A 14,566-nucleotide genomic window follows, 5' to 3' on the forward strand; every position below is an offset into this window, starting at 1 on the left:
CAGCGTGCTTCGATTGAAAAAACTGATCGAAGCAGCGCTAAAGGAAAGTTTTCGAACATTGTCGACGGGTAACTGTAGCCGCTGCTGTTGCCTTGGGCTGGATGGCGGGATCGGCCGCGGCGATTTCGAAAGCGATGAAGCATCGAGGCTTGTCGTTCGAGCGCGGCCGGATCCGCAGGAGGGGGAGCAGTCAGACCACTTCGAGGCGGATCTTGTGCTGGTTGAGCAGTTGGGTCAGGGCCGGTACCGGTTGCTGGTCGGTGACCAGGCAATCGATCAGGCTGATGGGCCCCAGGCGGATCATGGCGTTGCGCCCGAACTTGCTGGAGTCGGCAGCCAGGATCACCTGCCGGGCATTGGCGATGATCGCCTGGGATACCCGCACTTCCTGGTAGTCGAAGTCCAGCAGGCTGCCGTCCTCGTCGATGCCACTGATGCCCACCAGGGCGAAGTCGACCTTGAACTGGTTGATGAAGTCGACACTGGCCTGGCCTACCACGCCGCCGTCACGGCGCACATTGCCGCCGGTGAGCAGTACGTCGAAATCATCCTTGGCGCTGAGCATCGAGGCCACGTGCAGGTTGTTGGTGATGATCTTCAGGTGGCTGTGATTGAGCAGGGCCCGGGCGATGGATTCGGTGGTGGTGCCGATATTGATGAACAGCGAGGCGTGATCGGGGATCTGCGCGGCAACGGCTTCGCCGATACGCTGCTTTTCGTCGCGCATCTGGTCGGCGCGCATGGCGTAGGCGGTGTTTTCTACGCTGGAGTCATAGGCTGCGCCACCGTGGTAGCGGCGCAGCAGATTGGCTTCCGCCAGCTGGTTGATATCGCGGCGGATGGTTTGCGGGGTTACGACGAACAGCTGGGCCAATTCCTCGATGCTGACGTAGCCGCGTTCGCGAACCAGATCGAGGATTTGCTGCTGACGGGGAGGCAGATTCATGGGGCTTCCTTTGGGCTGCCGTGCAAAATTTGCCCATGATGCCGCAGGAATCCCCTCCCTACCAGTTACAAGCGGTTACCAATCCACGGCTTGGCTTATTTGGCCTCGTCGTGGGGTTCCCAGTCGCGGGTGCGGCTGACGGCCTTCTTCCAGCCTGCGTACAGGCCTTCTTTTTCCGCTTCCGCCAGTTGTGGTTCGAACTCGCGCTCGATCACCGCCTTGCCCCGCAGTTCTTCCAGGCTGCCCCAGAAACCGCAGGCCAGGCCCGCCAGGTAGGCAGCGCCCAGGGCGGTGGTTTCACGCATTTGCGGGCGTTCCACCTGGGTGCCGAGGATGTCGGCCTGGAACTGCATGAGGAAGTTGTTGGCCACGGCGCCGCCGTCCACCCGCAGGGCTTTGAGGCGTTCGCCGGAGTCCTGCTGCATGGCGTCGAGCACGTCGCGGGTCTGGTAGGCGATGGACTCCAGGGCGGCACGGATGATGTGGTCCACGCGCACGCCGCGGGTCAGGCCGAACAGCGCGCCACGGGCATAGGGGTCCCAGTAGGGAGCACCCAGTCCGGTGAAGGCCGGCACCAGATACACGCCGTTGCTGTCCTTGACCTTGCCGGCGAAGTATTCGGTGTCGTGGGCGTCGTTGATGATCTTCAGTTCATCACGCAGCCACTGCACGGTGGAACCACCGTTGAATACTGCACCTTCCAGGGCGTAGGCCACTTCGCCACGGGGGCCGCAGGCGATAGTGGTGAGCATGCCGTGCTGGGATTTAACCGCCTTGTCGCCGGTGTTCATCAGCAGGAAGCAGCCGGTGCCATAGGTGTTCTTGGCCTGGCCCGGCTCGACGCACATCTGGCCGAACAGCGCGGCCTGCTGGTCGCCGGCGATACCGCCGATGGCGATGCCGCTCTTGGTGCGGCCATATATTTCCGACGAGGACTTCACTTCCGGGAGCATTTCCCGCGGGATGTCCAGCACCTCCAGCATCTTCGCGTCCCACTCCAGGGTGTGGATGTTGAAGAGCATGGTGCGCGAGGCGTTGGTGTAGTCGGTGACGTGGGTCTTGCCGCCGGTGAATTTCCAGATCAGCCAGCTGTCGATGGTGCCGAACAGCAGCTCGCCGTTGCGCGCACGCTCGCGGCTGCCTTCGACGTTGTCGAGGATCCACTTGAGCTTGGTACCGGAGAAGTAGGGGTCGGTCACCAGGCCGGTGGTTTCGCGGATGTAGTCTTCCAGGCCGTCGCGCTTGAGCTGCTGGCAGATCTCGGTGCTGCGGCGGCACTGCCAGACGATGGCGTTGTAGATCGGCCGGCCGGTGTTCTTGTCCCAGACCACAGTGGTTTCACGCTGGTTGGTGATACCGATGGCGGCCACCTGGTCGTGATGCAGGCCGGCTTGTGCCAGGGCCTCGACCATCACCGCGCTCTGGGTGGCGAAGATTTCCATCGGGTCATGTTCGACCCAGCCGGCCTGAGGGTAATGCTGGGCGAATTCGCGCTGGGCGGTGCAGACCACGTTGGCGTCGCGATCGAAAATGATCGCCCGGGAACTGGTCGTACCCTGATCGAGGGCAATGATGTAGTTCTTATTCTGAATGTCGGTCATGTCGATTGCCTTGGACGAAATAAGGGAGTGAGAACAGGCGCGCGATCGATTTGGGCAGGATCACGCGCCACTGGATTCAGGAAGCTTTGACTTTGCCTTCGGTGACCTGTTCGGCCTCCGGGGCGACAGCAGCGCTGGGCAAATGGCGGGCAATCAAGCCGCGATAGGCTGCCGCACCCAGGCAGGCGCCGAGGATCGGAGCGAAGATTGGCACCAGGAAATACGGAATATCACGGCCGCCGGTGAAGGAAATTTCACCCCAGCCGGTCACGAACGTCATCAGTTTAGGCCCGAAGTCCCGCGCCGGGTTCATCGCAAACCCGGTCAGCGGGCCCATGGCACTGCCGATCACGGCAATCAGCAGGCCGATCAGCAGCGGAGCCATCGGGCCGCGCGGCAGGCCATTGTTGTCATCGGTCAGGGACATGATCACTCCCATCAGGATGGCGGTGATCACCAACTCCACTAGGAACGCCTGGGCAGTGGACAGCGCCGGGTTGGGGAAGGTGGAGAACACCGAGGCCAGTTCCAGGCTGGCCTGGGAGCCACGGACCATCTGGTGGGTTTGTTCGAAATCGAAGAACAGGTTGCTGTACAGCGTGTAAACCAACAGCGCCGCGCAGAAGGCGCCAGCGATCTGGGCGAGGATGTAGAACGGCAGTTTGCGCTTCTCAAAATCGGCGAACAGGCACAGGGCGATGCTCACGGCCGGGTTCAGGTGCGCGCCGGAAACTCCGGCGGTCAGGTAGATCGCCATGCTCACGCCGATCCCCCAGATGATGCTGATTTCCCATAGGCCGAAGCTGGCCCCCGCGACCTTGAGCGCGGCGACACAGCCGGTGCCGAAGAAGATCAACAGCGCAGTACCCAGAAACTCGGCGATGCATTGGCCCGATAGCGACGGTTGTTGCAGAGCAGTTGTCATGTGAACCTCGATTTTTGTTGTTGTCTGGCGCTGCTGCAAAAGGCATGGAGCGCGACTTCAAACGAAGGCGGAATCCCCATTCCGACCTCGCCTTGCTACTGGGTACAACCTTGGATCTACCGCATGATATTCAGAAACGAAAAAATATAGACAAGAAACACCGCTGTCAAAGGTCGAAAGTGAACGGATGGTCATTTTATAGATATCAATCAAATGAATGATTCCGGGGCATAGTCGCGGGAACGACAGGCATGGTTGCTTTCGTAGGCACACGGGCCGGTTATCAAGGCTTGGAATAGAGCCTTTTGCTGGTGAATGACCTAAAATTCGCGCGCTTGGTTTTGCCTTTTCATTCCTCGCCTGGAGCTGCCATGACCCCTGCACTGGACCTGCTGAAAAAAGTTCGCGCCGAACATCGCATCCACAGTTACGAACATGACCCCAAGGCCGCCTCCTATGGCCTGGAGGCCGCGGAGAAGCTTGATCTTGATCCTGCGCAGGTATTCAAGACCTTGCTTGCCAGCAGTGAAAAGGGTGAGTTGCTGGTGGCGGTGGTGCCGGTCGTCGGAAGTCTTGACCTGAAGGCCCTGGCCCACGCAGCGGGCGTGAAGAAGGCTGAAATGGCCGACCCGGCTGCCGCCCAGCGCGCCACGGGGTACCTGCTGGGAGGCATCAGCCCGCTGGGGCAGAAGAAGCGCCTGCGGACCTTTATCGATAACAGTGCGCAGCCGTTCGCCAGCATTTTTGTCAGTGCCGGGCGCCGTGGCCTGGAAGTCGAGCTGGCGCCGGCGGTACTGGCCGAGCATACCCAGGCCAGGTTCGCCGATATCGGTCGTCCTTGAGTCGCAACGGCTGCGGCCAGGGCCGCTGCTGTATGCAGGAAAATCCCGACTTCTGTGTCTGTCGCCCGTCGGGGGCCAGGGCCCATGCTGGGGGCCAGTTATTCACGGAGAAGGGATATGCAGCTTGAGTTTCATCAGGTCGATGCGTTCAGCGAGCGCCCGTTCGCGGGTAATCCGGCCATGGTTTACCGGCTTGAGTCCTGGCTCGATGACAGGCTGATGCAGCAGATTGCTGCCGAGCACAATCTGGCAGAAACCGCTTTTGTGGTGCGTGAGGCCCAGGGCTGGCGGATTCGCTGGTTCACCCCGGTGACGGAAGTGCCGTTGTGTGGGCATGCAACCTTGGCCAGCGCCTATGTGTTGTTCGAGGTTTATGGCCAGACCGCGCAGCGTATCGACTTTCTCAGCCAGTCCGGGCCCCTGAGTGTCACCCGTGAAGAGGGCCTGTTGTGGCTGGATTTCCCGCTGCGCAGCCCGAGCAGCCAGGCAGGGCGGGAGGCGGTGGCGCAAGCGCTGGGGGTTGAGGTCGTCGAATTGCTGGGGGCCAACGAGCTATTGGCCGTGCTGGAGTCGGAGCAGGCGGTGCGTGAGTGCCGGCCGGATATGACGGCGCTGGCGAAACTGCCCTGGCCCGGGGTGATCGTGACTGCGCGTGGGGAGCAGCACGACTTTGTCTCGCGCTATTTTGCCCCCGCCATCGGTATCGATGAGGACCCGGTGACCGGATCCACCCATTGCTGCATGGCGCCTTACTGGGCGAAGCGGTTGGATAAGCCGCAGTTGAGCGCCTACCAGTGCTCTGCCCGAGGTGGCGCATTATTTTGTCGTCTGGAAGGTGAGCGGGTGAAGATCGGTGGGCATGCCCGGCTGATTGCCAGTGGGCAGTTGCATCTGCAATGACTGTGCTGGGTGTTTCGCCGGCAAGCCGGCTCCTACAGTGCGCTGTCGTAGGAGCTGGCTTGCCAGCGAAGACGGCTCAATGCGCGCTGCTGTAGCGGCGCACCCCTGAGTCGCTTTGCGGGATCTGCGCTGCGGTACTGCCCGAGGCCTGGAACAGCACCAGGTGTTCCGCCGCGACCCGGATACCCACATCGGCGCCGACCTGATGATCGGCGTGGCTCGGAAAGATCGATTCCAGCTGGCTGCCGGTGGGCAGCTGCAGGCGATACAGGGTCGAGGCGCCGAGGAACGTCTTGCCCACGACGCGGGCTTTCAAGGCGCTGTCGGGGGCGTGGACGATGTCGTCCGGACGCAACAGCACATCCACCGCACCGCCGGTTGGCCAGGTGTAGGCACGGTTGCCCTGCAGCAAGCCGAGTTCGGTCTGTACCGATTCCGGGCTGCTCAACTGGCCGCGAATGAAGTAGCCCTGACCGATGAAGCTGGCGACGAAGGGCGTCTGGGGTTCGTGGTAGAGGTTGTACGGTGTGTCCCACTGTTCCAGGCGGCCCTCCTTGAATACCCCTACCTGATCGCTCACGGCGAAGGCTTCTTCCTGGTCGTGAGTGACCAGGATCGCACTGGTGCCACGGGCCTTGAGGATGTCACGCACCTCGTGGCTGAGCTTGCGTCGCAGTTCGCCGTCGAGGTTGGAGAAGGGCTCGTCGAGCAGCAGCAGTTGTGGTTCGGGAGCCAGGGCACGAGCCAGGGCCACCCGTTGTTGCTGGCCACCGGACAGTTCGTGGGGGAAGCGCTGGCCGAGGCTCTTCAGGTTCACCAGCTCCAGCAGTTCGGCCACCACCCGCTCTTTCTGCGGGTGTTTGCGAATGCCGAAGGCAATGTTGTCGGCCACGCTCAGGTGCGGGAACAGGGCGTAGTCCTGGAACACCATGCCGATCCGGCGTTTCTCCGGCGCCAGGGTGAAACCGGCGCTGGAGATGGTCTCGCCCGCCAGCTGGATTTCCCCCTCATGCACCGGCTCGAACCCGGCGATGGCGCGCAGGGTGGTGGTCTTGCCGCAGCCGGATGAGCCCAGCAGGCAGCCGATATCCCCGGCATTGAGGTGCAGGTTGAGGTTCTGCACCACGCGTTGGTCCTGGTAGCCGCAAGCGAGGTTGCGCAGGTTCAGTAGCAAGGGCTGGCTCATGCGTGGTGGTACGCCGGCTCGACGAGGAATTCGAGCAGGGCCTTTTGTGCGTGGAGGCGGTTTTCCGCCTGGTCCCAGGCCACCGAACGCGGGTCGTCCAGCAGGTCGAGGCTGATCTCTTCACCGCGGTGGGCGGGCAGGCAATGCATGAACAGAACGTCCTCGGCGGCCAGGTCCAGCAGTGCACGGTTGACCTGGAAGGGAGCGAACAGTTGCAGGCGCTTGGCGGTCTCCTCTTCCTGGCCCATGGAGGTCCAGACATCGGTGCTCACCAGGTGGGCGCCACGCACGGCTTCGCGAGGATCACGAACGATGGTCACGCGGTCGCCGGCCTGGGCTACGAAATCCGCGTTGGGCTCGTACCCTTCGGGGCAAGCGATGCGCAGTTGGAAGTCGAACTGGATGGCCGCTTCTATATAGCTGTTGCACATGTTGTTGCCATCGCCGATCCAGGCCACGGTCTTGCCCTGGATCGAGCCGCGATGCTCGAGGAACGTCTGCATGTCAGCCAGCAGTTGGCAGGGGTGCAGGTCATCGGACAGGCCGTTGATCACCGGTACGCGGGAGTTGGCCGCAAACTCGGTCAGGGTGCTGTGGGCAAAGGTGCGGATCATCACGGCATCGAGCATGCGCGACATGACGATGGCGCAGTCGCCGATGGGCTCGCCGCGCCCTAGTTGCGTGTCCCGTGGCGAAAGGAAGATGGCCTGGCCGCCCAGCTGGATCATGCCGGCTTCGAAGGACAGTCGGGTTCGGGTCGACGACTTCTCGAAAATCATGCCAAGCACACGATTTTTCAAGGGCTCGAAGAGTACGCCGCGGTTACGCAGGTCCTTCAGCTCGATGCCTCGACGAATCACACTGACCAGCTCTTCGGGCGTGCAATCCATCAGGGAGAGAAAGTGCCTTGCGCTCATCATTAACTACCTTTTTGCAACGGACCGCAGATTCTCAAAGCCTTGTTTAGTCGAACAACGGGCTGGACCTGCGGCGAAAGCCGCACGGGGCGACGAAATAGGGGAAGGCGCGATCTTATAATTAAATGTCGCGTCTTACCAATAGTAGTGCTACGGCGATTATGGGCATGAGAGGCCAGGACGCGAATGCGCTGGCACTTTTGAGACCAGTTTCCAGACAGCAGCCGGGCATTTGTACACTGCCCCGGCGCGCCTTGGCAATCGAGCGCGGCGCGGGTGATGCCCATGCAGTCGTTTTCTGACCTGGAGGGCGGGGGCTGCGTCCCGGATAATCCGCGGGCTGGCAGCCTGAAACATTTCCTAATGCAAAGTGCTGAGGTTATAAAGGCGAATCAGTGGCAGGGACGGGTGAACGATGGAATCCAGGGAGCAACAACTGATGACGCTCTTGGGGCTCACGGCCCGGGCACTCACCGACATGACAGCTTCGGTGACGGCGTTTTCCTTCGAGCTGCTGCGCAGTGAAGATCCGGTGACCCGAGCGGCCGCGCGCAAGATGATCGACCGGATGATGAGCCTCAGTGCAGGCCTGGACGAGCATTGGCGATTGCTCGCACAACTCTCGGGTGGCTATGGAGAGCGGGAGGCCGTGGATGCAACCACCCACGTCTCAGCGGATGGGCCGCCACGGTTGCCCTCCAACTGAAGGCGCCGATCATGGCCGGGGCTGATGGCCGTGAATTCATGGGACGAACGTCACTGGTGTCCTGTCAGGGGAGCGCCCATAGTTTTTGCTTCCGGCAAGCGAATACGCTGCGCTCTCAGACAATAGAAACTGGCCATGACCAAGACTCTCCATCACCGTGCCTGCCACCTGTGTGAGGCCATCTGTGGCCTGACACTGGAAATCACCGAAGAAGACGGCAGTGCTCCGCGCATCAGCTCGATCAAGGGCGATCCTCAGGACAGTTTCAGCCGCGGTCATATCTGCCCCAAGGCCGTAGCCTTGCAGGATATCCAGAATGACCCGGACCGCCTGCGCCAGCCGGTGCGCCGGGTTGGCAATGAGTGGCAACCGATCGAATGGGACGAGGCCTTTGCCCTGGTGGCCGAGCGGCTGGCGAGCATTCAGCAGCGTCATGGCAACAACGCGGTGGCGACCTACCAGGGCAATCCCAGCGTGCACAACTATGGGCTGATGACCCACAGCAACTACTTTCTCGGCCAGCTCAAGACGCGCAATCGCTTCTCGGCCACCTCGGTCGACCAATTGCCTCAGCACCTGACCAGCTACCTGATGTATGGCCACGGCTTGCTGTTGCCGATTCCGGATATCGATCACACCGATTTCATGTTGATTCTTGGTGGCAATCCCCTGGCGTCCAACGGCAGCATCATGACCGTTCCGGATGTGGAAAAGCGCCTGAAAGCGATCCAGGCCCGTGGCGGCAAGGTAGTGGTGGTCGATCCGCGGCGCAGCGAAACCGCGGCCATGGCCGACCAGCATCTGTTTGTCCGCCCGGGGGGCGATGTCGCGCTGCTGTTTGGCCTGCTCAACAGCATCTTCGAAGAGGGGCCGACCCGCGACAGTCACTTGCAGGTGGATGGGCTGGCCGAGGTGCGCCAGGCCATATCCCGGTTCACGGCGGAGGCCATGAGCCCCCTGTGCGCCATTGCGGCGCCGCAGATCCGCCAACTGGCCAGGGATTTCGCCTCGGCCGACAGAGCGGTCTGCTACGGGCGCATGGGCGTCTCGACCCAGGCCTTCGGCACGCTGTGCCATTGGTTGCTGCAATTGCTCAACCTGGTCACCGGTAACCTCGACCGCGTGGGTGGCGCCTTGTGTACCAGCCCCGCGGTGGATCTGGTAGCGGCGACTTCGGGCGGCCACTTCAATGCCTGGCAGAGCCGGGTTTCCGGGCTTCCGGAATACGGCGGCGAGTTGCCGGTGTCGGCCCTGGCAGAAGAGATGCTCACCGAAGGGGAGGGGCAGGTACGGGCGCTGATCACGGTGGCGGGCAACCCGGTGCTGTCCACGCCCAATGGCCGGCAGCTGGAGCAGGCGCTGGATGGCTTGGAGTTCATGCTCAGCATCGACCTGTACATCAACGAAACCACCCGCTATGCCGACTTGATCCTGCCGTCCACCTCAGCCCTGGAAAATGATCACTACGACACCACGTTCAATCTGTTCGCGGTGCGCAACGTCAGCCGTTTCAACCGGGCGATCCTGCCCAAGCCCGAAGGTGCACTGCACGACTGGGAGATCTTCGTCGGCCTGGCCAAGGCCTTTGCCGAGCGCACCGAAAGCTCGCTCAAGCCGACCATCGCGCCGGCGCAAATGATTGATATGGGGCTGCGTGCCGGGCCTTATGGCGACGCCTCGCCGTTCAAGCTGTCATTGGCGACGCTGGCCGAGCATCCCCATGGCATCGATCTGGGGCCGCTGCAGCCGAATCTGGCCGGGCGCCTGAAAACCGAAAACCGGCGGGTCCAGGCTGCGCCGCCGGCGATCATGGCCGACCTGGAGCGCTTTGCTGCCCTGAAGGCGCCGCAGGAGGGGGAACTGTTGTTGATCGGCCGCAGGCATGTGCGCAGTAACAACTCCTGGATGCACAACTATCACCGCCTGGTGAAGGGCAAGCCTCGTCACCAACTGCTGATGCATCCGCAGGATCTGGCTCTCCGGGGTTTGCAGGACGGTCAACGGGTACGCATCAGTTCACGGGTCGGCGCGGTGGAAGTCGAAGTGCTGGCCAGCGCCGAGATGATGCCGGGGGTGGTGAGCCTGCCCCATGGCTGGGGGCATGGGCGTCCGGGCGTGCGGATGAACATAGCCACGGAGCAGCCGGGTTGCAGCGCCAATGACCTGACCGACGAGCGCCAGCTCGATGTGCTGTCGGGAAATGCGGCGTTGAACGGGGTGCCGGTCAGGGTGCAGGCGGCCTGAGATGTCTGTCGGAGAGGCCGAGCAGGGTGCTCAGGATTCCGTTACAATGCGCCACCGTGCCGACAACAGAGTCGGAAAGTTCAGCCGAGGTGTTCCATGGATATCATCGAAACTATTAAAGAGCAGATTGCCAACAACACCATTCTGCTTTACATGAAAGGCTCGCCGAATGCCCCGCAGTGCGGCTTCTCTGCCAAAGCCGCTCAGGCCGTAATGGGCTGTGGTGAGAAGTTCGCTTACGTGGACATCCTGCAGAACCCGGAAATTCGCGCCAACCTGCCCAAGTACGCCAATTGGCCAACCTTCCCACAACTGTGGGTGGCCGGTGAGCTGGTCGGCGGCAGCGACATCATGGCTGAAATGTTCGCCAACGGTGAATTGCAGAGCCTGATCAAGGCCGCTGCCGAAAAAGCCGCTGCCAAGACCGAAGCGTAAAAGCGCGCCTGCTCGCGAGGGTTTCCGGGAATCGACATGCTACTCGTGTGATTCTCGGAAACTTGCGGCAAGCACTCTGCTTCGGTTTGTTACGCGAACATATCCGCGTAATAAAAAAAGCCCCGCTCTCATAAGAGAAGCGGGGCTTTTTTATTCTTCGGGTATTACGAGTTGAGTTACTCGTCACCCATTTGCGATTGCAGATAGTTCTCGATACCCACTTTATCGATCAGGCCCAATTGGGTTTCCAGCCAGTCGATATGCTCTTCTTCGGATTCCAGAATATCTTCCAGCAGTTCACGGCTGCCGAAGTCACCAACCGATTCGCAATGGGCGATCGCGGCCTTGAGGTCGGCATGGCCGGTGCGCTCGATACGCAGGTCGCATTCGAGCATTTCCTTGGTGTGCTCACCGATATGCAACTTGCCCAGGTCCTGGACGTTGGGCAGGCCTTCGAGGAAGAGGATGCGCTTGATCAGCTTGTCCGCATGCTTCATCTCGTCGATGGACTCGTGGTACTCGTGCTTGCCCAGCTTGTTCAGGCCCCAATCTTCATACATGCGCGCATGCAGGAAGTACTGATTGATCGCGACCAGTTCATTGGCAAGGATTTTATTGAGATGCTGGATGACTGTAATGTCGCCTTTCATGATGGGGTCCTGCCCTGTATTTAGTGGAACATGGGCAGAGTCTGAGCTGCATGAACATTACTGTCAAACCTAAGTTATTGAATAATATATAAAAATTAATCGGAATAAGAATGTTTGTGTTCCGCGTTTTGTCTCTAAGCGATTGAATTACAGGCATAAAAAAACCGGACGCCAGGTCCGGTTGTTTGTAACGCCGCTAATTATTGATTAAATCAGGCGACATTAAATTCCACAGGGTAGGGGATTGACGCTTGGCTGCTCTGCAATTCGGTCAGGGTTTCGCGAACCACTTGCTTGGCCAGGCAGGCACATTTGCCGCACTGGCTGGCAACGCCGGTGGCCTGGCGTACTTCGCGGTAGCTGCAGCAACCTTCGTAGATCGCTTCGCGAATTTGTCCGTCGGTGACACCGGTGCAGAGGCAGACATACATAAGATGAGAACCGTCGCTGGTTAGGGCTCAATTGCGATGGATCTTAATGTTAACGAGAATGATTGTCAAAGTGGTTTCTACGCCCTTTGTTGCTGATTCTTGCTTGAGTGACGAACGGCTTTTCTTGGCGTTAATGACAGATCATTCGCATTTTTCGCGTTGGAGGCCGGCCAGAGGAAAAACCACTAAGGACAGCTTAAAAACGCCGTGTATGATGGTCGGTCCTTGCGAAGAGGGCGCACGTCACGGGGCTGTCGCATCAGCATGGCAGGCTCGGGGCCAACCCTTCTTCTTCATTACTACGTCCACACCAGGAGATATCCAATGAGCGTACTCGTAGGCAAACAAGCCCCTGACTTCACCGTTCCGGCCGTTCTCGGCAATGGCGAAATCGTCGACAGCTTCACCCTGTCCTCGGCCATCAAAGGCAAATACGGCCTGGTGTTCTTCTACCCACTGGACTTCACCTTCGTGTGCCCGTCCGAGCTGATCGCTCTGGACCACCGCATGGCTGATTTCAAGGCACGCAACGTTGAAGTGATCGCTGTGTCCATCGACTCGCACTTCACTCACAACGCCTGGCGTAACACCCCGATCAATGCCGGCGGCATCGGTCAGGTTCAATACATCATGGCTGCTGACATGAAGCACGAAATCGCCAAGGCCTACGACGTTGAGTCCGAAGGCGGCGTGGCTTTCCGTGGCGCGTTCCTGATCGACGACAAAGGCGTTGTCCGCTCGCAGATCGTCAACGACCTGCCACTGGGCCGCAACATGGAAGAGCTGATCCGTCTGGTCGACGCTCTGCAGTTCCACGAAGAGCACGGCGAAGTCTGCCCTGCCAACTGGAAGAAAGGCGACAAGGGCATGACCGCTTCGCCAGAAGGCGTTGCTGCTTACCTGAGCGAGAACGCCGGCAAGCTGTAAGGCTTGGCGTCACGCATAAAAAAACCGGCCTTAGGGCCGGTTTTTTTATGGGGCAAAGGAAAGCGACTATTCAGTCGTCGAAATCCTGCCAGCCGCCCATCTGTTTCCAGCGGTTGACGATGCCGCAGAACAGCTCGGCGGTCTTCTCGGTGTCGTAGCGAGCCGAGTGGGCCTCGCGACCGTCGAAGTCGATGTCTGCGCTCTGACAGGCCTTGGCCAGCACGGTCTGGCCGTATGCCAGGCCAGCCAGAGTGGCGGTATCGAAGCTGGAGAACGGGTGGAACGGATTGCGCTTCATGTCCAGGCGCGCCACGGCGGCATTCAGGAAGCCCAGATCGAAGCTGCTGTTGTGGCCTACCAGAATGGCGCGCTTGCAGCCATTGGCCTTCAGCGCCTTGCGCACCCCGCGGAAAATATCGGTGAGGGCGGTTTCTTCGCTCACAGCCATGCGCAGGGGATGATCAAGCTTGATCCCGGTGAATTCCAGGGCTGCAGCTTCGATGTTCGCGCCTTCGAAAGGCTCGACCCGGAAGAAGTAGGTGTGTTCGGGGAACACGAAGCCTTTTTCGTCCATGCCGATGGTGGTTGCGGCAATTTCCAGCAGGGCGTCGGTGGCCGAGTTGAAGCCACCGGTTTCAACATCGACGACTACCGGCAGGTAACCGCGAAAGCGTGCCGCCATTGGATGGCGAGGACCGCCGCTGCTACCTTCTTGTTCGTCGTCGAAATGGTCGTCACTCACGAGTGATCCTCCAGCAGGCGCCAGCGCAGTTTTTCACCGGCGCGCAGCGGAATGACAGTCAGCTCGCCAAACGGCAGGCTGGCAGGAGCGGTCCATTCTTCACGGACCAGGGTGATGCTGTCGGTGTTGGCCGGCAGGCCGTAGAAGCGCGGGCCGTTGAGGCTGGCGAAAGCTTCCAGCTGATCCAGGGCGTTGCGTTGTTCGAACGCTTCGGCGTACAGCTCGATGGCGGCGTAGGCGCTGTAGCAGCCGGCGCAACCGCAAGCGGCTTCCTTGGCGTACTGGGCGTGAGGTGCCGAGTCGGTGCCGAGGAAGAACTTCGCGTTGCCGCTGGTGGCCGCATCCAGCAGGGCTTCCTGGTGGGTGTTGCGCTTGAGGATCGGCAGGCAATAGAAGTGCGGACGAATACCGCCCACCAGCATGTGGTTGCGGTTGTACAGCAGGTGATGCGCAGTGATGGTGGCGCCGACGTTCGCCGAAGCCTCCTTGACGAACTGCACGGCTTCAGCGGTGGTGATGTGTTCGAACACCACTTTCAGGCTGGGGAAGCGTTCAACCACACGCCGCATGTGCTCGTCGATGAAGATTTTCTCGCGGTCGAAGACGTCGACGTCGCCGCGGGTTACCTCGCCGTGGATCAACAGCGGCAGGCCGACTTCGGCCATGGTTTCAAGCACCGGGAAAATCTTGTCGATGCTGGTCACGCCCGAATCCGAGTTGGTGGTCGCGCCGGCCGGGTACAGCTTGGCGGCGTGGACGAAACCGCAGGCCTTGGCCGCGCGGATTTCCTCCGGCTGGGTACGGTCGGTCAGGTAGAGCACCATCAGTGGCTCGAAGCGGCTGCCGGCCGGGCGCGCAGCTAGAATGCGCTGGCGATAGGCGTCGGCTTCCGCGGCGTTGCGCACCGGAGGTACCAGGTTGGGCATGATGATGGCGCGGCCAAAGGTGCGCGCGACATCTGCGACTGTATTGGGCAACACGGCCCCATCGCGAAGATGAATATGCCAGTCGTCGGGACGCAGCAGGGTCAGGCGGTCGGACATTGGAGGTTCCAGGCGGGTAAAACTCGGGGGAATGCTACCGGAAAAGACTCTTCCAGGCACTCGCTATCAAG

15 protein-coding genes are annotated in these 14,566 nt (G+C 60.7%); 6 read left to right on the forward strand and 9 right to left on the reverse strand.

Annotation, left to right across the window (positions count from 1 at the left end):
* Positions 1-190 precede the first annotated feature (190 nt).
* The 3 genes from AC1RGE_RS18150 to AC1RGE_RS18160 form a co-directional block, all read right to left on the reverse strand.
* A complete protein-coding gene (locus AC1RGE_RS18150) occupies positions 191-946 on the reverse strand; it encodes a DeoR/GlpR family transcriptional regulator (protein ID WP_011063123.1) in 756 nt (251 codons plus the stop codon).
* Between the two features lie 95 nt (positions 947-1,041).
* Positions 1,042-2,547 carry a glycerol kinase GlpK gene (glpK, locus tag AC1RGE_RS18155; RefSeq protein ID WP_019093252.1) on the reverse strand — a complete coding sequence of 502 codons (1,506 nt, stop codon included), beginning with the start codon at positions 2,545-2,547 and terminating at the stop codon, positions 1,042-1,044.
* Positions 2,548-2,623: 76 nt separating this feature from the next.
* Positions 2,624-3,472, reverse strand: a complete 849-nt coding sequence (locus AC1RGE_RS18160; protein WP_015636822.1) for an MIP/aquaporin family protein — start codon at positions 3,470-3,472, stop codon at positions 2,624-2,626.
* A gap of 371 nt (positions 3,473-3,843) precedes the next feature.
* On the opposite strand from AC1RGE_RS18160, the gene ybaK reads away from it, so the two are divergent.
* Both ybaK and AC1RGE_RS18170 read left to right on the forward strand, forming a co-directional pair.
* On the forward strand, positions 3,844-4,314 hold the full coding sequence (gene ybaK, locus AC1RGE_RS18165; RefSeq protein ID WP_011063120.1) for a Cys-tRNA(Pro) deacylase: 471 nt from the start codon (positions 3,844-3,846) through the stop codon (positions 4,312-4,314).
* 117 nt (positions 4,315-4,431) lie between these two features.
* Positions 4,432-5,214, forward strand: a complete 783-nt coding sequence (locus AC1RGE_RS18170) for a PhzF family phenazine biosynthesis protein (protein WP_492584782.1) — start codon at positions 4,432-4,434, stop codon at positions 5,212-5,214.
* 76 nt (positions 5,215-5,290) lie between these two features.
* On the opposite strand, the gene AC1RGE_RS18175 is transcribed toward AC1RGE_RS18170, so the two are convergent.
* On the reverse strand, positions 5,291-6,400 hold the full coding sequence (locus AC1RGE_RS18175; RefSeq protein WP_011063118.1) for an ABC transporter ATP-binding protein: 1,110 nt from the start codon (positions 6,398-6,400) through the stop codon (positions 5,291-5,293).
* Positions 6,397-7,317, reverse strand: coding sequence for an ornithine carbamoyltransferase (argF, locus tag AC1RGE_RS18180; RefSeq protein ID WP_019096003.1), 921 nt, complete (start codon positions 7,315-7,317; stop codon positions 6,397-6,399). The genes AC1RGE_RS18175 and argF overlap by 4 nt, the downstream gene beginning before the upstream one ends.
* 415 nt (positions 7,318-7,732) lie before the next feature.
* On the opposite strand from argF, the gene plzR reads away from it, so the two are divergent.
* The 3 genes from plzR to grxD all read left to right on the forward strand — a co-directional run bounded on the left by plzR (position 7,733) and on the right by grxD (position 10,702).
* A complete protein-coding gene (gene plzR, locus AC1RGE_RS18185; RefSeq protein ID WP_015636818.1) occupies positions 7,733-8,023 on the forward strand; it encodes a PlzR type 4 pili assembly inhibitor in 291 nt (96 codons plus the stop codon).
* 135 nt (positions 8,024-8,158) lie between these two features.
* Positions 8,159-10,267: a molybdopterin oxidoreductase family protein gene (locus AC1RGE_RS18190; RefSeq protein WP_492584783.1), complete on the forward strand. Its 2,109-nt coding sequence runs from the start codon at positions 8,159-8,161 to the stop codon at positions 10,265-10,267.
* 96 nt (positions 10,268-10,363) lie between these two features.
* On the forward strand, positions 10,364-10,702 hold the full coding sequence (gene grxD, locus AC1RGE_RS18195; protein ID WP_011063114.1) for a Grx4 family monothiol glutaredoxin: 339 nt from the start codon (positions 10,364-10,366) through the stop codon (positions 10,700-10,702).
* 176 nt (positions 10,703-10,878) lie between these two features.
* Here grxD and bfr read toward each other — a convergent pair whose 3' ends face one another.
* Positions 10,879-11,352 (reverse strand): bacterioferritin, encoded by a 474-nt coding sequence (gene bfr, locus AC1RGE_RS18200; RefSeq protein ID WP_011063113.1) that lies wholly within the window; start codon positions 11,350-11,352, stop codon positions 10,879-10,881.
* A gap of 212 nt (positions 11,353-11,564) precedes the next feature.
* Positions 11,565-11,783: a bacterioferritin-associated ferredoxin gene (locus AC1RGE_RS18205; protein ID WP_492584785.1), complete on the reverse strand. Its 219-nt coding sequence runs from the start codon at positions 11,781-11,783 to the stop codon at positions 11,565-11,567.
* Between the two features lie 324 nt (positions 11,784-12,107).
* Here AC1RGE_RS18205 and AC1RGE_RS18210 point away from each other — a divergent pair, with 324 nt between their 5' ends.
* Positions 12,108-12,710: a peroxiredoxin gene (locus tag AC1RGE_RS18210; RefSeq protein WP_011063111.1), complete on the forward strand. Its 603-nt coding sequence runs from the start codon at positions 12,108-12,110 to the stop codon at positions 12,708-12,710.
* Positions 12,711-12,780: 70 nt separating this feature from the next.
* Here AC1RGE_RS18210 and rnt read toward each other — a convergent pair whose 3' ends face one another.
* Together rnt and pyrC are read right to left on the reverse strand one after the other, a co-directional pair.
* Complete coding sequence (gene rnt / locus AC1RGE_RS18215) at positions 12,781-13,452, reverse strand: ribonuclease T (protein WP_011063110.1); 672 nt, start codon at positions 13,450-13,452, stop codon at positions 12,781-12,783.
* Positions 13,449-14,495, reverse strand: a complete 1,047-nt coding sequence (gene pyrC, locus AC1RGE_RS18220; protein WP_492584787.1) for a dihydroorotase — start codon at positions 14,493-14,495, stop codon at positions 13,449-13,451. The genes rnt and pyrC overlap by 4 nt, the downstream gene beginning before the upstream one ends.
* Positions 14,496-14,566: the final 71 nt, after the last annotated feature.

The sequence above is a fragment of the Pseudomonas sp. GW823-FHT02C05 genome, from assembly GCF_058797595.1.